An 18,018-nucleotide genomic window follows, 5' to 3' on the forward strand; every position below is an offset into this window, starting at 1 on the left:
CGTGGGTTGGGGTCGCGGTCGATGGGGGTTGTCGCGCTGGCGCGTGCTGCTGGCAGCGGTACTGTGCCTCGCCGCGGGCCTGCCGCCGGCGACAGCGCAGGACAACGGACGCTACGTTGGCGTGGCCACATGCGCCGGATCGACCTGCCACGGCCGCGCCGAAGGCAATGGCGCCGTCGTGCGCCAGGACGAGATCGCCACCTGGCAGGAGCCCTCGTCTCCAGCAGGAGCGCATAGCCGGGCGCTCTCCGTCCTGGGTTCACTCCGTGGCCGCCAGATCGCGGCGACGCTCGGCATGGGCGATCCTTCCTCCGAACCCGCCTGTCTCGGCTGCCACGCCACTTTCGCGCCCGTCGCCGAGCGAGGCCCGCGGTTCCAGCTTTCGGAGGGTGTAGGCTGCGAGTCCTGTCACGGCGCCGCCGGGGGATGGATCGCCACGCATTACACTACGGGCGGCTCGCACGCGGCCAATGTCGCGGCCGGGCTGACCCCGCTCGAAGACCCGCAGACCCGCGCCAAAGTCTGCCTCGACTGCCACTACGGCAGCGCCAACGGCAACCAGTTCGTCACCCACCGGATGATGGCCGCCGGCCACCCACGCCTCGTGTTCGAGCTCGATCTGTTCAGCGCCCTGCAGCAGCACCACGACGAGGACGCCGACTACGCCCAGCGCAAGGGGCGGACCGATAGCGTGACGCTGTGGGCCGTGGGCCAGGCGGAGGCGGTGCGCCGTTCCACCAACTTGTTCGCCCGCCCCGGCTTCGGCACCGAGGGCGTGTTTCCCGAATTCACTTTCTACGACTGCCATAGCTGCCACCGGCAGATCAACGACGGCCCGCAGCGCCGCCTGACTTTCGAGACCAACCCCGCGCGTCCGATCCCGTTCGGCCAGCCGCCCTTCAACGACGAGAACATCATCATGCTCTCGGCCGTGTCGCGCGTCCTGGCGCCCGGGCAGGCCGACAGCTTCGAGGCCGCGAGCCGCGAGTTCCACCGGGCAATGGGCGAAGGGCGGCAGGAGGCAGCAGGGGCGGCAACGAAGTTGAGCGGCGCCGCGGGGTCGTTGTCCGATGCGCTCGCCCGCAGCGGCGGAGCGGATGCGTTCGCGATCATCGCCGCCATTGCCGACCGCACGACCTCGCCGCGCTTCACCGACTACGCGGGGTCCTCGCAGGCGGTGATGGCAGTGGATACGCTGCTCAACGCGCTCGTGCGGCAGGGCCGGATCACCGTCGGCGCCGCGGCAGGCATCCGCACCGATATCAACAATGCCTACGAGGCCGTCCGCAGCCCGGAGAGCTACAATCCGGTGCGCTTCCGTGCCTCGCTGGGCCAGGCCGCCGGGGCGATCGGGAAGCTGCAGTGAAGCGGGTCACTGCAGGAACGGCGCTGCTGAGCGCGGCAACGCTGGTGCTCGTCTCGTGCGGAGGCGGCGGTGGCAGTCCGACGCCCAGCCCCTCGCCCACCCCAACCCCCGCGCCGACGGCCAGCGCGAGCTACACCCCGCCTGCGCAGGTCGCGCTTAGCGCAGCCGAGGTCGGCCAGGTGGTGGCGCAAGCGGTAACGCAAGCCGACGCCCTCTCGCGCCCGGCAACGATCGCGGTGGTCGACCGGGTCGGCAACGTGCTGGCAGTGTTCCGCATGAACGGCACCCCGGCGCTCGCAGCCATTCCCGACGCGCCCAACGGCGTGAACGCCGACATCCAGGGCCTCGACGTCCCGTCAGAGGCCGCTGCCATCGCCAAGGCCATCACCGGCGCCTACCTTTCGAGCGGCGGCAACGCCTTCTCTACCCGCACGGCGAGCATGATCGTGCAGGAGCACTTCCCGCCCGCGCCGAGCACAGCAGGGCTGGAGAGCGGGCCGCTATTCGGCGTGCAGTTCAGCCAGCTGCCCTGCTCCGACCTTGCGGCACGGCTGGCGGCGGGGTCGATCGGACCCAAGCGCTCGCCGCTCGGCCTTTCGGCCGATCCGGGCGGCTTCCCGTTGTACAAGAGCGGCGTGCTGGTCGGAGGGGTCGGCGTGATCGCTGACGGCACGTACGGCTTTGATGCCAACGTGCTCGACGTGGAGAGCGATGCCGACGAGTTGATAGCTCTCGCCGGAACGGTCGGCTTCGAAGCGCCTACGAGCATCCGAGCCGAACGCATTTTCGTCGACGGCACCTCGCTGCGCTATTCCGATGCGGCCTATTCGTCGCTTGCGAGCGTGGCGGGTGCGAGCTTTGTTACGGCCGACACTCGCGGCGATCTTGTCCCGGTCACCGGTTACTACCCCACCGCCGCGCTCCTCGCAGGCACCGCTTACGGTAGCGAGCCCTCGGGTGTCCGTGCCTCGACGGCAGCAGAGTTCTCCAACCGCGACGCCTTCGTCCTTAGCAATGGCGCGGGAGCCCCTCGCTACCCGATCCGCGCAGGCACCGACGCAGGCGACGTGGCGCAACCCCTCTCGGCAGCCGAGGCCCAGGCCATCCTCGAGGAAGCCTTCAAGGTCATGACCCGCGCGCGGGCGCAGATCCGCCAGCCGCTGGACAGCCGCGCGCAAGTCTCGATCTCGCTGGTCGACACGCGCGGGCAAGTGCTGGGGATCGTCCGCTCGCCCGACGCGCCGGTGTTCGGGATCGACGTCTCATTGCAAAAGGCGCGCACGGCCAACTTCATGTCCGGCCCCACTGCCGCGGCCCAGCTCGCGGGCGGAGGCGGCGAGGTGCCGCAGTTCCTTGCGAACATGCGGGCGTTCCTGGGAGCGACCGCGCTCACCGGGACCCACGCCTTCGCCGATCGGTCCGGCGGCAATCTCTCGCGGCCCTATTTCCCCGATGGCGAGGTCGGCAGGCCGAACGGACCGCTGTCGCGCCCGATCGCTCAGTTCAATCCGTTCTCGACGGGGCTCCAGTCCGCGCTGGTCCTGGGAGATCTCGGCCAGCACCTCGCCTTCGTCACCGGCGCCTCCGCCACCGACACGCCGCAACGCTGCACCGACCTCCCCGACGCCGCGCCGGGGCAGAAGCGGCTCGCCAATGGCTTGCAGATATTCCCCGGCTCGGTGCCGATCTATCGCGGCACGCAGCTGGTCGGCGGGCTCGGGGTTTCGGGCGATGGCATCGACCAGGACGACATGATCAGCTTCCTCGGCCTGCATAACGCCGGGACACGCCTCGGCGGCTTTGGCAACGCGCCGGTGGCGATGCGGGCGGACCAGATCCTAGTGGCGCTCGGCGGCGGGCAGTCGGTGCGGCTGCGCTATGTCAGCTGCCCGTTCGCACCGTTTCTCGACTCGTCCGACCAGAACGTCTGTCAGGGTCTGTGATGGGGGCGGGGCTGCTCTTCCCCTTGCTCTTGGCGCAAGCGTCGAGCCCGGAGGCGGCCCCGCCACCTCTTGAGCCGGGCAGCGAAACCATCGTCATCCAGGAGCTGCCGTTTGACCAAGTCGACGAGGCGCCTCCGCCGGTAGACAATGAATCGATCGATGGTCGCCGCCGTCCCGGCTACACCGGCCCGCTGCCCGACGCGGTCACACAGGACAATCCCGGCGCCGTGCGTGCCCCGCCGCCCGAGGCGTTCCCGACCGACCAGATCCCGATCCCCGACCGCTGGCGCCTTATCGAGACGCTCGGGCTGGTAAAGGAACGCTGGTTCGATCCCTATCACCAGAACACCCTCAAGGGTGACCGTCCGCTCAACCCGGAGCAGGTCCCCTTCATCACCGGCCACGACTGGTTCTTCGCCGCCAACCTCGTGTCCGATACAGTGCTCGAACCGCGCACCTTCCCGATCCCTGTCGGTGTGCAGACCACCAGCCGTCCGCAGAGCCTCGACGTGTTCGGCAACGACGCCAGCTACGTCGCCTCGCAGACGATCATCGCCAGCGCCGCGCTGATCAAGGGCAGCACCGCATTCAAGCCGCCAGACGTCGAATACCGGATGACGCTGGCGCTCAACCTCAACTACGTCGACGTGCCCGAGCGGCGTGTGCTCAACGTAGAGCCGAGCAAGCCAACCCACCGGTTCGACCACTTCCTTGGGCTGCAGGAAGCCTTCGTCGACTACCACATCCGCAACGTGTCGGAGCGGTATGACTTCGATTCCGTCCGGGTCGGCATCCAGCCGTTCCAGGCCGATTTCCGCGGCTTCCTGTTCAACGACCAGCAGCTCGGCGTGCGCCTGTTCGGCAACCGCGACAACAACCGCTTCCAGTACAACCTGGCGGCGTTCTGGCGGCTGGAGAAGGACACCAACAGCGGTCTCAATTCGATTGTGCAGCGCCCGCGGGACGACTTCGTGCTGCTGGCCAACGTCTACCGCCAGGACTTCCTGATCCCGGCGCTGACCAGCCAGGTGACCGTGGCCTACAACCGCAACCGCGAAGGCGACGAGATCGAGGTCGACGACAACGGCTTCCCAGTGCGCCCCTCGCTGCTCGGCACCTTGCGCGGGCACGACTACGACGTGCTCTACCTCGGTTACAACGCCGATGGCCGAGTGGGACGGATCAACGTCACCGCCAGCGCCTATGCCGCGCTGGGCGAGGACCGGAACAACTTCTTTACCGACCGGGAAGCCGAAATCCGCGCCTACTTCGGTGCGGCGGAACTGAGCTACGACCAGGACTGGATGCGCTTCCGCGTCTCGGGCGCCTGGGCCAGCGGCGACTCTGATCCCTTCGACGACACCGAGGGCGGGTTCGACGCGATCTTCGAGAACCCGATCTTCGCCGGAGCCGACACCAGCTATTGGATCCGCCAGACGATCCCCTTCGCGGGCGGCGGGCGGGCGGTAGCGCTGAGCGGACGCAATGGCCTGCTCAACTCGCTGCGCTCCTCCAAGGAGCAGGGCCAGTCGAACTTCAACAACCCGGGGCTGATGTTGCTGGGCGTGGGAGCGGACTTCGACCTGACGCCGCAAGTGCGCCTGTCGGGCAACGCCAACCACTTGTGGTTCGAGAACACCTCGACCCTCCAGGCCCTGAGGATGGAAGGCTCGATCCCGAAGTCGATCGGCTGGGACTTGTCGGCGGCGGGGATCTGGCGGCCGAAGGCAACGCAGAACCTGGTGTTCCGCCTCTCCGCCGCGACGCTCATCGCCGGGGATGGCTTCCGCGATCTGTTCGACAACACCAGCGGCTCGAAGGCATATTACTCCGTGCTGGCCAACGCGATCCTGACTTACTGATGCGAACCTGGGGGCTCTTCTCGCGCGTTGCGCAAATCCACCCCAGCCTCATGGGTAGGAGCAACGTCCTTCGACAAGCTCAGGACGAACGGAGGTTGGTGTCTTCCCAGTTCCCGTTCGTGCTGAGCTTGTCGAAGCACCTTGGGCGACCGCTGACGTCGGCGTTTCGTCTCCTCGCCGTAACTCTGCTGTTCGCGGCGGCCTTGTTCGCGGGCAATGCCTTGCGCGCCGCTGGCGGCGAGGCAGCGGTGCAGCGCGACTACACCCGCGTCATCACCCCGCCCGCTCCGGCCGGGCAGTCGCTGGCCGACATGGCGAGCAAATCCGACGGCTGTTACTCCTGCCACGTCCGCACCGACGCGCCGACCATGCACGAGAGCCCGGCAGTGCGCCTCGGCTGCACCGACTGCCACGGCGGAGATGCCACGGTCACGGGCAACAGCGAACTCGAGCACGACGACCCCGCCTACGTCTCCGCTCGCGAGCGGGCGCACGTGCTGCCGCTCTATCCGGGCAGCTGGCACTACCCCTCCTCGGCCAATCCGGAGCGCAGCTACGCCCTGCTCAACCGGGAATCGCCGGAGTTCGTGAAGTTCGTGAACCCGAGCGACTACCGCGTCGCACGCGAGGCCTGCGGGGCCTGCCACGTCGAGACCATCGAAGCAGCCGAGCGCTCGCTGATGGCCTCGGGCGCGATGCTGTGGGGTGGGGCGGCGTACAACAACGGGATCCTGCCGTTTAAGAACTACCTGCTGGGCGAGGCCTACACTCGCGAGGGTGAACCGGCGAAGATCGTCAGCGCCGGCAATCCCCCGGGCACCGTAACCCCGGCCCAACAGGCACGTGGCGCCCTGGCGGAACTCTACCCGCTGCCCACCTGGCAGGTCGTCCCCCCCGGCGACGTGTTCCGCGTGTTCGAGCGGGGCGGGCGCAACATCAGCACCCAGTTTGCCGAGATCGGCCTGCCCAATCCCACCGGCAGCATCCAGCGCCTCGACGAGCCCGGACGGCCCGATCTCAAGCAGTCCAACCGCGGCCCCGCCACCGGGTTGCGCGTGGCGATCCCGGTGCTCAACATCCACAAGACCCGGCTCAACGACCCGTTCACCTGGTTCATGGGCACCAACGACCAGCCGGGCGACTACCGCCACTCGGGCTGCGCCAGCTGCCACGTGATCTACGCCAACGACCGCGAGCCGAGGCACAGCCTGACTTACGCGCAATACGGGCGTGACGGGCAATCGGTGACGGTCGACCCAACGATCGCCCCGCTCACCCAGAGCTCAAGTCATGGCTCGGTAAAGCAGCCCGGCGACCACCACGAGGATGAGCCCGTCAAGCAGAAGGGCCACCCGCTGCGGCACGTGTTCACCCGCTCGATCCCGACGGCGCAGTGCATGAACTGCCACATGCACCAGCCGAACGTCTTCCTGAACTCGTTCCTCGGCTACACCATGTGGGACTACGAGTCCGACGCCCCGAGCATGTGGCCCGCGCAGCAGACGTACCCCACTGCCGCTGAAGTCCGCGCTGTCCTCGACCGCAATCCGGAGGGCGCGGCGCCGCGCGGCAAGTGGGGAGACCTCGACTTCTTGCGCAACGTCTATGACCTGAACCCGACGCTCAAGGACACCCAGTTCGCCGACTACCACGGCCACGGCTGGAACTTCCGCGCGGTGTTCAAGCGCGACCGCGAGGGCAACCTGCTCGACGCCGAGGGCAATATTGTCTCGCCCGACGACCCCGAGAAGTGGCGCCGCGAAGGCGAGGACAAGTTCGTCCCCGTCGGCACCAACCCCGGCAAGACAGTCCACCTGATGGACATCCACGCCGAGAAGGGCATGCAATGCGCCGACTGCCACTTCGCGCAGGACAGCCACGGCAATGGGCTGATCTACGGCGAGGTCGCCAACGCGGTCGAGATCGGCTGCAAGGACTGCCACGGCACCGCCGATGCCTATCCGACGCTGTTGACCTCCGGGCCTGCCGCGCCACCACGGGGCAACAACCTCGCCCTCCTGCGCAACCCTGACGGCAAGCGCCGCTTCGAGTGGACTTACGACTCCATGGGCCGGCAAGTGCTGGTCCAGCGCTCGATCGTCGACCCTGAGCTCGAATGGCAAGTGAGCCTGGTCAAGGACAGCGTCGATTCCGCCAACCCGCACTTCAACGCCAAGGCCGCCCGCGCCAAGTTGATGAGCCGAAGCGGGGCGGAGACCGGCAAGTTCGAGTTCGGCCCCGGCATCGCCCCCACCGAACGCGCGCACCAGGACGGCGAGATGGCCTGCTTCACCTGCCACCTCTCCTGGACCACCAGCTGCGGCGGTTGCCACTTGCCGATCGAGGCCAACTGGCAGAGCGAGGTCCACCGCTACGAAGGCGAGACCACCCGCAACTTCGCCACCTACAACCCGCAAGTCGCGCGCGACGAGATGTTCCAGCTCGGCAAGCACATGACCACCAAGGGCAACCAGGTCGCCCCGATCCGCTCGACCAGCGCGCTGGTGCTCAGCTCGACCAATCTCAACCGGGAACGGATCTACGTCCAGCAGCCGCCGATCAGCTCGATCGGTTTTTCGAGCCAGGCCTTCGCCCCGCACTTCCCACACACCGTGCGCACGACCGAGACCAAGACCTGCTCCGACTGCCACCTGAGCGACAAGGACGACAACAACGCGATCATGGCGCAGCTGCTGTTGCTCGGCACGAACTACGTCAACTTCATCGGCCTCAACGCCTGGACCGGGCTTGAAGGCGGGTTCGAGGCGGTGCGCGTGACCGAGTGGGACGAGCCACAGGCGGTGATCGGCAGCTACCTCCAGCGCTACGCCTACCCCGACTACTGGCGCCTGCACGTCGAACAGAACAACCGCGAGCTGAAGAACTGGACCCGCGGCAAGACCTTCGACGCCAACCTTTCGGGCGAGACCCAGGCGTTCGAGGAATTCGCCAACGTCCACGAGAAAACCAGCGACCGCGTCGGCTGCCTGCAATTGCGCGGCGAGTACATGTACGTGGCCGAAGGCAAGGGCGGCTTCCGCGTCTATGACGTCGCTTCGATCGCCAACAAGGGCTTCTCCGAGCGGATCCTGACCGCGCCGTTCTCTGCTCTCGGGCAAGACACCCACGTCGACACCAGGAACGCCACCTGCATGGCGCTGCCGACCAACCAGCCGATCGCCCCGACCCGCAGCACCGCAGAATTGCGCGCACTCAACCAGGAGCAGGCGTTCCTGCCGATCTACAATTACGCCGCGATCACCGACGCCGAGGAGGGGCTGGTCCTGGTCAACGTCAACACGCTGGCCGACGGCGAATTCCGCAACAACAAGCTGAGGCGCGCGGTGACCTGGAATGAGGGCGGGGTGCTAAATGGCGCACGGCATATCGTGCTGGCGGGCGAGGTGGCCTACATCACCACGGCGGGCGGGCTGGCGGTGGTCGACCTGGCCGATCCGCTCCATCCCAAGCTCGCCGCCGAACGCCCGCTAACCGATGCGCGGGCGAGCGCGATCCAGTTCCGCTACCTCTGGGTGACCGATGCCGAGGGCGTGAAGCTGTTCGACGTGACCAACTTGCGCAATCCCATCGCGGTCCCGTCAGGCACAGTGCCGCTAGCCGACGCGCGGCGGCTCTACATCGCGCGGACTTACGCTTACGTCGCCGCCAAGCAGGACGGCCTCGTGATCCTCAACCTCACCAACCCCATGGCGCCGAAGATCTACAAGCAGGAGACTTTCGGCGGCGTGATGAACGACGTCGAAGACGTGGTCGTCGCCTCCACCAACGCCTCGCTGTTCGCCTATGTCGCCGACGGCCGGAATGGGATGAAGGTGCTGCAACTCACCAGCCCCGACAGCCAGCGCAACTTCTACGGCTTTAGTCCTGCGCCGATGCCCGAGCTGATCGCCTGGGCCAAGACGCCCTCGCCGGCGCTTGCCATGTCAAAGGGCCTCGACCGCGACCGCGCGGTGGACGAGACTGGCGGGCAGATCGCGGTGTTCGGGCGATTGGGCTCGCGGCCGTTTACTCGGCCGGAGATGGAGCGGCTGTTCCTGACCAAGGGCGGCGTGCCGTGGAAGGTCAGCGACGAGCCGGACATGGCCGCGTGGGTGCCGGGACGCGGGCCGGTGGTGGCGAGCAACTAGATCCTCCCCGGTACGGGGAGGGGACCATGCGAAGCATGGTGGAGGGGCACAGGCCGATAGTCCTGCCCTCGAGATGTTGGGTTCACCGACCGTGCCCCTCCACCACCCTGCGGGTGGTCCCCCTCCCCCTTCGGAGGAGGATCTCACTCCCGTTCGGCGAACATGTCCTGGATCATCTGCTGGAGCTTGCCGGTGTAATGGGCCAGCACATGCCAATCATCCACCCGCTCGTGGTGGGTGACGAGATTGGCCCCGTCCCAGCGGTGCAGTGAATAGCACGGCGGCTCGGCGACGATCAGGTCGCGCCCGTCGGGTTGCTCCTTGTCGATCGAGCGCAAGTCCATCGACACGAGCGGCGCCACTGACGGCGTGACCTGAAGCGGTATGCCGCGGAAGGTCGCCAGCAACGGGCGATGCAGGTGACCACAGTGAATGGCGAGGATCTGCGTGCGCCCCTCGATCGTCGCGCCGAGGCGCTGGATCCAGCCCTCATCAGGCAGAGGGTCCATCCAGTCGATGCCGCTGACCACCGGCGGGTGATGAATGAAGATCAGCGTCGGGGTATCGGGCGCCTCGTCCAGTCGCGCGGTGAGCCAGGCCTGGCGTGCCTCGCAGAAAGCTCCGCCGTGGCGGCCGGTGTCCAGCGTATCGAGCATTATCAACCGTAGGCCATCCTGCTCGACGACGTATTGCAGGAAGCCCCCGTCCAAACGGACTTGCGGAAACGCGTGCAGCAGCGCCTCGCGGCTGTCGTGATTGCCGACCATCGGCCACACCGGGAACGGGCATTCGGCCAGCAGTGCCGCCGTCTTGTCGAAGCTCTCGATGTCGCCATTGTCGGTGATGTCGCCGGTCAGCACGAGCATGTCGGGCCGGTTGGGGCCGTCGAGCAGCCGCCGGAGCGTCACCCGGAACCGCGTGCGGTTGAGTTCCTCCGGCTTGTCGTCCGGCGCGAAACCGATGTGGATGTCGGTCATCTGCGCGATCAGCATTGCCTAGCCCCCTGCAGGCCGCCCTCCCAAAGCAGCTCCCTTCTCACTTAGCCCTGCTCACTTCCGCGCGATCCGGGGCGGCGCGGCGGCGGCCCCTTCTCGCGGATGGTACGTATGACACATTGCGCAGCTCGATGGCACCTCTGCCTTCACCGCGGTTTCGCCCTGGTGGCAATCGCGGCACTGGGCGATGCCCGGCAGCAGCAAGTCGGAGGCCGCCTTCGAGGTGTCCGCCGCGTGGCAGGTCGTGCATTTCTCCTGCTTGTGCGGTTCGTGATCGAACCAGCCGTTGAGGAAGTAGCGCGACTGCTGGGTCACCGGCATGACCTGGAGCGAACCGCCCGACGCGGCGGGCGTATGGCATTCGCCGCACAGCCCCTTCTCCGACATCGCCCGCGTCATCAGCGCGGTGCCCGGTCCGCCGAAGTTGGCGCGGTAGAGCCCGCCCGAACCGAATTCACCCGGTCTCCGCCGCCCGGTGTTGCGCGGCATGCGGGCATCGAGCGCGGTGAGTTCGGCCCGCATCTGCTCGACATCGCCGTGGCGCAGGGTGCGGAAGGTGGTACCGACCCGGTCGAACACGAGGCTGTGGCAGGACTCGCAGTCCTTCTCCATGTCGACCGGCAAGAAGCGGACCCCATCGGCGGTCGGCGTGTGGCAGCTCGCGCAATCAAGCGGCTGGCCATAGCCGCGTCCAGCGCCGAGCCGACGGGACATCTGCGCGACGCCGTTGGTCTTGCTCAGGTGCATATCGTGCGGGAAGCGCAAGCCGTTCCACTGCTTGGGCTTGTCATCGAGCGACGCCCGGCTCAGCTTTTTCTGTCCCGGCGCGGTGAACAGCGCAGCCTGGAACTGCGGATGAAGCTTGCCGAAATCCGCCGCGTTGCCGAGCGCGGTGTCGGTCAGCCGCTGGTCGAGCGAGCCGTGGCAGTCGGAACAGAACTGCTCGCGCGTCGGCTCCATCCGCCCGGCGCCTTCGTGCTCGGTGTGGCAGTCGGTGCAGGCGCCGGGGCCGGGCTTGTGGAAAGTGTGGGCGACGTCCCACTGCGCCTCGTCGCCCCAGCTCATCGGCCCGCGGGCGCTGGCCAGGCGCGGCTGCGCCGAGTGGTCGCCGATGTCCTTGTGGCAGGTGAGGCAAGTCTCGTCGCGCACCGCCACGAAGGGTTCGGTGTGACAGGCCTCGCAATTGTCCTCGAGGCCATGATGGACTGAGCTCAGCGCGCCGGTTCGCCAGCTGGCGTCCATCATCACCGCGTCGGGCTTGTTGATACCCGGCGCGACGCGCGGGCGGTTGAGGTGCGACCAGATCGGCACGGCCAGGAACGCCAGCAAGATCAACGCCAGCGAAATCCATGCGACCTTTCGCTTGCTGGGCATGACCGGGGCGAGCGAGAAGCCGGCCAGCTCATCGACCTTGCCGGTCTGGCGTTCCTCGGCCTGGCGGACGGTGACGGTTACCTCGCCCCCACTCTCGCCAGCGCCCTCGCGAGCGAAGGACAAACGGTAGGAGCCCAGGCCGAGTTCAGCCCCGTCCCTTGGATCGATCGTAACGTCGGTGGTCGAGCGACCGTCGACCGTGAACCCCAGCGTCCCGGCAGCCTGCAACCGCAGCCGGCCGCCCGAAGCAGGCACGATCCCGACGTGGTTCTGCTCCACCGCGAGATCGGGCAGGTGGATGTCGTTCTCCGCCGCGCGGCCGACGGTCAGCTGGTCTTTCTCGACCGCGCGCTCGCGCACGATCTCGCGGCCGGTGGCGGTCTGGTCGATGCTGCGGATGAGGAACATTCAGGCCGCTACCAGTAGTAGAACACGCTGACGATATGGGCGGCGAGCGCCGCGAGCAGCGCCACGGTCAGCGGGACGTGGACGTAGAGCCACACCTCAAGCAGCGCCTTCAGCCGCAAGTGTCGGCGGATCTGCTCGAGCTGCCCGTCACGCTTGCGCAGGAGCACGACGACACGCTCGTGGGCCTCGTCGCTGGTCTGGTCGGCGAGTTCGGCCAAGGCACGCTCTGTCAGGCAATTGCGATAACGTCCTGTCAGGCGAGCGAAGACTCCGGGCGCGAAAGTGTCCTGTCCGAGTGCGGCGATGATGAGGTCGGCTTCCTCGCGCGCAAGCGGCTGCGCGGCCTGTTCGAGCTGACGGTCGATCGCGGCCAGGGATTCGATCATCTGCCCCTGGGTCATCTCGCGCCGGTTGTTGCTCAGCTCCTGCGGCAGGACGGCGTAGACGATGATGCCGTAGACCCCCGAGAGGATCACCAGGATCATCAGGGCATAGGCCAGCGTGTGCACGTTCCAGCCGAACTGGAACCCCGTGTGCAGCGTCGCGATCACGATCAGCGAGAGGCCGAGATAGACATGCGCGCTGGTCCAGGCCTTGAGCGACCAGCGCCCCGCCGTGAACGCCCGCTTGCGCACGCCGAGTAGCGAGAGCCACGCGATCAACAGCGCGCCAAGGGTGCCAAGGAGATAGCCGTACCAGGTCCCGCCATTCGGGCGCGGCGTTACATCAGCGAAGGCATAGCCGAGGATCGCAACCAGGCTGAGCCCGAATGAGACCTTGAGCCAGCGCATGCCCTTGTGCGCGAGGAAGCTCTCGTGGTCCGAACCACGCCGGATGTCGCTTTCGGACTGACCAGCGAACTCGATGTCGGGAGCGGCCGCCATCAATCGGTTTCCTCGACCAGCCGCGCCACCGACAGGAAGCGCTCGGGCGAAACGCGGATCGCCGCGCCGGTCGGGCAGGCGCGCACGCAGGCGGGGCCGCCCGTGATGCCCGAACACATGTCGCACTTGATCGCCAGCTTGGCCTGCTCGACCCCGCTCGCCTCGGCCTTCTTCTTGCGCCAGGAATAGCTCGCCTCGCCCGGCCCGGGCCCAGCGCCGAACAGCATCCACGAGAGCAGGCCCGGTTTCTTCGGCGGCTTGGCGTCCATGCGGATCACGCCGTAGGGGCAGTTGCGCTGGCAGTTGCCGCAGCCGATGCAGGTGTCGTCGATGAACACCTCGCCGTCGGGGCCGCGCTTGATCGCGTTGGGCGGGCAGTCGGCCATGCAGTGCGGGTGCTCGCAGTGGCGGCACGAGGTCGGCACATGGAGGTGGGCGTATGTCCGTCCGGCTTCGCGGTCGAGCCGGCTGAGGCCGTCGTGGCTGTCGGCGCAGGCCTTCTCGCAGTTGTCGCAGCCGACGCAGAGCATCTCGTCGATCAGCAGCACATCGGTCGCCTCGCCGATGCCGTTGTCGACCAGAAACTGCGCAGTGCGCGAGTAATAGTCGACCGCGCCGCCGAAGCTGTCCTTGCGGCTCTCGATGAACTGGTTGACCTCGCGCCGCCCGGCCATGTCCGCGAGCGCCTTCTCGCGCAGGCGCGGCTTGCGGTCGAGCAACGCGGTGAACGCCTCGCCGGGGAAGCGCACGACCTCGGACTTGATCGCCGCCTTGACCGTCGCGGTGCGCTTGGAGCCGTCGATCACGGCCATCTCGCCAAAGTAACTGCCGGCGGGGAGATAGGATAGGAACACCGGGTGCCCGCCGATGTCCTTCTCGACGATCATCGACCCTCGCCGGACGAGGAAGATGTCCTTGTCGTCGGCCCCCTCCTGGACGACGACCTTTCCGGCGCGGACTTCCTCCACCACCGCGGCATCGACCAGTTCGGCGACGTCTTCCGCCGTCAGGCCCGAGCCGAATATCTGCAGCAGCTGCCGCTCGATGAAGACGCGATTGACCGCGCGGGCAGCGCTCGGCGCGGTGGCCATCAGCTTGAGCGCGGCGGTTCGCGAGAGTTCCATGCACAGAGTCGGCTCGGCCGCGCGGATCGTCGCGCCACGGCGGCGGCCCGAGATCAGGCCGACCTCGCCGAAGATCGAGCCTTGCCCGATCGGCACGGTGATCGACGGGTCCTCGGCGCTCACCTCGACCAGCACCGACCCCTCGGCGATAGCGAACATCGAGGAGCCCTGGTCATTGCGGACGAAGATCACCTCGTCCGCGCCGTAGGCATGGACCCGGCTGTCGAGCATCAGCTCGCGCATCTGCAGCGGGGAGAGCTCGTTGAGAATGACGATGTTGGCGCGGAAAAGCTCGAGCCATTCATCGACCGAGCGGCGGCCCGGCAACCCGGCAAACTTCTCCGCCAGGATCGGCTCGTCGGCGGGCTTGAGCGCAGTGTTCCCATTGAGGAACTCGATCACGTCGTAGCCCTGGTTCATGCAGTGCTTGATCAGCGGATAGCCGGCCAGCGCGCCGATCACGTGGATGCCGGGCTTGCTGGTCTCGAAGCTCGGGCTGAGTTGCGGGAAGGCGTCGGGCTGTTCGCTGGCGAAAGTCACGCCGCAAGCCTCTACGAAAGCGCGCGGCGGCTTGGAGCCGGTGCGGGCGATGATCCGGTCGCAGCGGATCGTCTCCTGCCCGTCGCGCGTATCGAGCACCAATTCGCCCGGCTTCACTTCGGCGGGCGACGTCTCGAGCCGGATAATCATGCGCCCATCCGCCGCCGCCTCGTTGAGCAGCTTGACGTTCGCGCCCTTGGCGCGGGCGAAGTCGGTGCCGCGGTTGAGGATCGTCACCACGTTGCGCTGCGCCGGATCGGCGGCGAGGCCGAGCGCATTCTCGATCCCCGCGTCGCCCGAGCCGATCACGGTGATGTGCTCGTCGAAGTACTCGCCCGGATCGTCGAGCTGATATTGCAGCTGCGGCAGCTCGGCGCCCGGAACACGCAGCAGGTTCGGATTGCCCTGGGTTCCGATCGCCAGCACGATCGCCTCGGCCTCGACCGGCTCCTTGCCCTTGAGCGCGATGGTGAAGGCGCCCTTCTCCCCGGTGATCGCGGTCACTTCGCCGTTGAGCAGGACGTTGACCTTGCCTGCCGCGACCTGCTCGTCCCAGGTCGCGAGGATCGCCTCGCGCTTGGCGGCGTCGAAATCGAGGTCGGAGCGCAGCACCAGGTTGCTGGGCGTCGCCATGACGTGCTTGCCCTTCTGGTACTTGAAGATCGTGTCGGAGAGGTGGTCGGTTTTCTCGATCAGCACGTGGCTCATGCCGAGAGCGGCGGCACGCGCGGCCGCGCTGAGGCCTGCCGGACCCGAGCCGACGATCGCCACCCTGACCTTGGTTGAAATCTGACCCGCCACGAAAAACCCCTGCTTCGTCATGCCCGAAAGGATGCCCGGCAACAACAGCCAGTCGGATTGAAGCCGAGGAATTCGCTGCTATTCCCCGAAGCGCTTAGGGTCGGGGGTACGCGTGAAGGTTTTACTGCAAAAGATTGGCGCAGGAGGGATTGCCGCGGCGGTGGCGGTGGCGCTTGCCGTGGGTGTAATCGGCTATCGGCTGGTCGGCACTTCCGACGAGGCGCCTTTGGCGCAAGGGCAGGCGGATCCGCTCACCAGGCTCGAACAGCTGGTCGAGAAGGAGCCGGAGAACGCCGGCGCCTGGCAGAAGCTCGGCTTCGCCTATTTCGAACTCGGCCGGTTCGACGAGGCCGCCACCGCCTATCGCCACGCCACCGAGGCCGATCCTGATAGCGCGGTGTTGTGGTCCTCACTCGGCGAAGCGCTGGCCATGGCGAGCGAGCGCGATCCGATGCCGGGCCCCGCGCGCGAAGCTTTCCGCAAAGCCGCCCAGCTCGACCCCAAGGACCCTCGCGCCCGCTATTTCCTCGCGGTCGAGAAAGACCTGTCGGGCGACCATCAGGGCGCTATCGCCGATTGGGTCGCGCTCCTGAGCGAAACACCCCCCGGCGCGCCGTGGGAGGCGGACCTCAAGCGTACCATCGAGCAAGTCGGCAAGATCAACTCGATCGACGTTGCAACCCAGGTCGCCGCCGCCGAGACGCTGCGGCCCAAGTCCGTGCCGGCGATGGCAGGCATCCCCGGTCCATCGCAGGACCAGCTCGCCGCGGCCTCCAAGATGCGCCCGTCGGAACAGCAGGACATGGCCGAAGGCATGGTCGAACGCCTCGCCGCCCGGCTTGAGAAGGAGCCGGGCAACGTCCAGGGCTGGATCATGCTGATGCGCAGCTACCAGACGCTTGGGCGCGAGGGAGACGCGCGCAAGGCCTTGAAGAGCGCGCTGGCGGCCAACCCGCAGAAGCGTGCGGAGCTGGAGGCTGCGGCGGAGACGTTGGGGGTTTCGTAGGCTCAATCCTCCCCGAGCTCGTCTCGGGGAGGTGGGGCGCTCCGAAGGAGCGTGACGGAGGGGTAAGCGGAAGAACGCCACGCCCCTCCACCATCCGCTGCGCGGACGGTCCCCCTCCCCGAGACAAGCTCGGGGAGGATTAAGCCCTACTTCGAAGCCAAGTCCGTCATCACGCTGAGGTAGTAAACCACCCCCGGCCCGATGTTCTTGAGCGAAATCCGCTCGTTGAGCCCGTGCGAGAAGTCGTCCGAATCCTTGCTCATGCTCGCGCTCGCACCATAGCTCGGCACGCCCACGGCCCGGAACCACATCGAATCCGACGCGCCCGACGACTGCATCGGAATGATCGGCACATCGCCCCAGGCCTTGCGCGCGCCCTTCTCGAACACGCTGATGAATTCCGGCTTGAGCGGCGAGGCCGGCGACGTGGTCGAGGTGTCGCCAGTGATGTCGCTGAACTTCACTTGCGGCGTGGCCGCGACCCGCTCCAGCTCGGCCTGGATCTGGGGGTTCGAGTGTCCCGGAAACACGCGGCAATTGACCACCGCCGTAGCACGTTGTGGCAAGGCATTGGCCGCATGCCCGCCCTGGACCATGGTCGGCACGCAAGTGGTGGCGATACGCCCCGCCATCGCCGGGTCGTGGCGCAACACCGCGATGGCCGCGGCGTCGGTCGGGTCCTTGGCAAAGGCGCGCATCGCGGCCGCCAGTTCGGGCTCAGGCTGAAGCGCAGCCGCCTTTTCGAAATAGGCGCGCGTGATGTCGTTCACTTCGGGCGTGAAGCGATAAGCGCCGATCCGGGCGAGCGCTTCGGACAACTGGGCGATCGCGTTCTCCGGGCGCGGCGCAGAACTGTGGCCGCCCGGATTGGTCACTTCGAGCTGGAAGTCGATGTAGGTCTTCTCCGCCCCCTGCCATGACCAGTAGAGCGGCTTGCCGGTCTCTTCCGAGAACGTGCCCGAGGCGCCGTCGATGTTGATCACCAGTTCCGCGTCCTTGAAGCGGTCGGTGATCAGGCGCGAGGTCTTCATCGTGGTTTCCTCGTCGCCCGAATAGGCGATCACGATGGTGCGCTTGGGCTTGAAGCCCTGGCGCCGCAGCTCGATCAGCGAGGCGACGGCGAGCGAAGCTTCGAACTTGGTGTCGCTCGCCCCGCGGCCATAGAGATAGCCGTTTTCAACCACCGGCGTGAACGGATCGCGTTCCCAGTCCTCGGGCTTGGCTTCGACCACATCCATATGCGCGGAGAGCAGGACCGGCTTGAGCGAAGGGTCGCTGCCCGGCCAGGTGGCGATGAGATAGGCGGTGTCGTCCACCGGCACGATCTCGATATCCTTGTCCGCCCAACCGCCGGCGAGGAGCGCCTTGCGGAAGGCCTGTGCGACATCGGCAGTGCGGTTGTTTTCGCCTTGCACCGAACGCAGCGCGATCGTTTCCTGCGACAGGGCCAACGCCTGCGCCTCGGCCTGCGGGTGCGATTGAGCGGCGGCGGTAACGGGCACGGCAAGAAGCAGGACGGCGGCAAACGAACGCATGCGAATCTCCTGTAGCGACCTTATGGCTGCAT

The 18,018-nt window shown here is 67.2% G+C and carries 10 protein-coding genes; 5 read left to right on the forward strand and 5 right to left on the reverse strand.

The genetic code is table 11. The features are described from left to right. The first annotated feature begins 1 nt into the window (after position 1). The 4 genes from ASD76_RS12215 (at position 2) to ASD76_RS12230 (ending at position 9,319) form a co-directional block, all read left to right on the forward strand. Positions 2-1,366, forward strand: coding sequence for a multiheme c-type cytochrome (locus ASD76_RS12215; protein ID WP_055923335.1), 1,365 nt, complete (start codon positions 2-4; stop codon positions 1,364-1,366). After that, the gene (locus ASD76_RS12220; protein ID WP_055923336.1) at positions 1,363-3,309 is read left to right on the forward strand and encodes a heme-binding protein; all 1,947 of its coding nucleotides are present in this window, start codon (positions 1,363-1,365) and stop codon (positions 3,307-3,309) included. The genes ASD76_RS12215 and ASD76_RS12220 overlap by 4 nt, the downstream gene beginning before the upstream one ends. Next, entirely contained in the window at positions 3,309-5,171 is a 1,863-nt protein-coding gene (locus tag ASD76_RS12225; protein ID WP_156457709.1) for a hypothetical protein, read from the forward strand. The genes ASD76_RS12220 and ASD76_RS12225 overlap by 1 nt, the downstream gene beginning before the upstream one ends. A 152-nt stretch (positions 5,172-5,323) precedes the next feature. Then, positions 5,324-9,319, forward strand: a complete 3,996-nt coding sequence (locus tag ASD76_RS12230; protein ID WP_055924233.1) for an LVIVD repeat-containing protein — start codon at positions 5,324-5,326, stop codon at positions 9,317-9,319. Between the two features lie 143 nt (positions 9,320-9,462). On the opposite strand, the gene ASD76_RS12235 is transcribed toward ASD76_RS12230, so the two are convergent. From ASD76_RS12235 to ASD76_RS12250, 4 genes are read right to left on the reverse strand one after another with little or no spacing between them, the layout of a single operon-like run. After that, positions 9,463-10,311: a metallophosphoesterase gene (locus ASD76_RS12235; protein ID WP_055923337.1), complete on the reverse strand. Its 849-nt coding sequence runs from the start codon at positions 10,309-10,311 to the stop codon at positions 9,463-9,465. Between the two features lie 57 nt (positions 10,312-10,368). Then, positions 10,369-12,096, reverse strand: a complete 1,728-nt coding sequence (locus tag ASD76_RS12240) for a cytochrome c3 family protein (RefSeq protein WP_055923338.1) — start codon at positions 12,094-12,096, stop codon at positions 10,369-10,371. Between the two features lie 8 nt (positions 12,097-12,104). After that, positions 12,105-12,980 (reverse strand): hypothetical protein, encoded by an 876-nt coding sequence (locus tag ASD76_RS12245; RefSeq protein WP_055923339.1) that lies wholly within the window; start codon positions 12,978-12,980, stop codon positions 12,105-12,107. Continuing rightward, positions 12,980-15,466 carry a cyclic nucleotide-binding domain-containing protein gene (locus ASD76_RS12250; protein WP_055923340.1) on the reverse strand — a complete coding sequence of 829 codons (2,487 nt, stop codon included), beginning with the start codon at positions 15,464-15,466 and terminating at the stop codon, positions 12,980-12,982. Before ASD76_RS12250 ends, ASD76_RS12245 begins: the two co-directional genes overlap by 1 nt. 91 nt (positions 15,467-15,557) lie before the next feature. On the opposite strand from ASD76_RS12250, the gene ASD76_RS12255 reads away from it, so the two are divergent. Continuing rightward, the gene (locus ASD76_RS12255) at positions 15,558-16,451 is read left to right on the forward strand and encodes a tetratricopeptide repeat protein (RefSeq protein ID WP_235506709.1); all 894 of its coding nucleotides are present in this window, start codon (positions 15,558-15,560) and stop codon (positions 16,449-16,451) included. A gap of 146 nt (positions 16,452-16,597) precedes the next feature. Here ASD76_RS12255 and ASD76_RS12260 read toward each other — a convergent pair whose 3' ends face one another. Next, positions 16,598-17,986 carry a M20/M25/M40 family metallo-hydrolase gene (locus ASD76_RS12260; protein WP_055923341.1) on the reverse strand — a complete coding sequence of 463 codons (1,389 nt, stop codon included), beginning with the start codon at positions 17,984-17,986 and terminating at the stop codon, positions 16,598-16,600. Between the last annotated feature and the right edge of the window lie 32 nt (positions 17,987-18,018).

This window comes from Altererythrobacter sp. Root672, assembly GCF_001427865.1.
GTDB lineage: Bacteria > Pseudomonadota > Alphaproteobacteria > Sphingomonadales > Sphingomonadaceae > Croceibacterium_A.

Excerpts from the sequence above, each read along its gene's own strand:
- ASD76_RS12225 (WP_156457709.1), top strand. The coding sequence starts at position 3,309 with ATGGGGGCGGGGCTGCTCTTCCCCTTGCTCTTGGCGCAAGCGTCGAGC.
- ASD76_RS12235 (WP_055923337.1), bottom strand. The coding sequence starts at position 10,311 with ATGCTGATCGCGCAGATGACCGACATCCACATCGGTTTCGCGCCGGAC.
- ASD76_RS12240 (WP_055923338.1), bottom strand. The coding sequence starts at position 12,096 with ATGTTCCTCATCCGCAGCATCGACCAGACCGCCACCGGCCGCGAGATC.
- ASD76_RS12245 (WP_055923339.1), bottom strand. The coding sequence starts at position 12,980 with ATGGCGGCCGCTCCCGACATCGAGTTCGCTGGTCAGTCCGAAAGCGAC.
- ASD76_RS12250 (WP_055923340.1), bottom strand. The coding sequence starts at position 15,466 with ATGACGAAGCAGGGGTTTTTCGTGGCGGGTCAGATTTCAACCAAGGTC.
- ASD76_RS12260 (WP_055923341.1), bottom strand. The coding sequence starts at position 17,986 with ATGCGTTCGTTTGCCGCCGTCCTGCTTCTTGCCGTGCCCGTTACCGCC.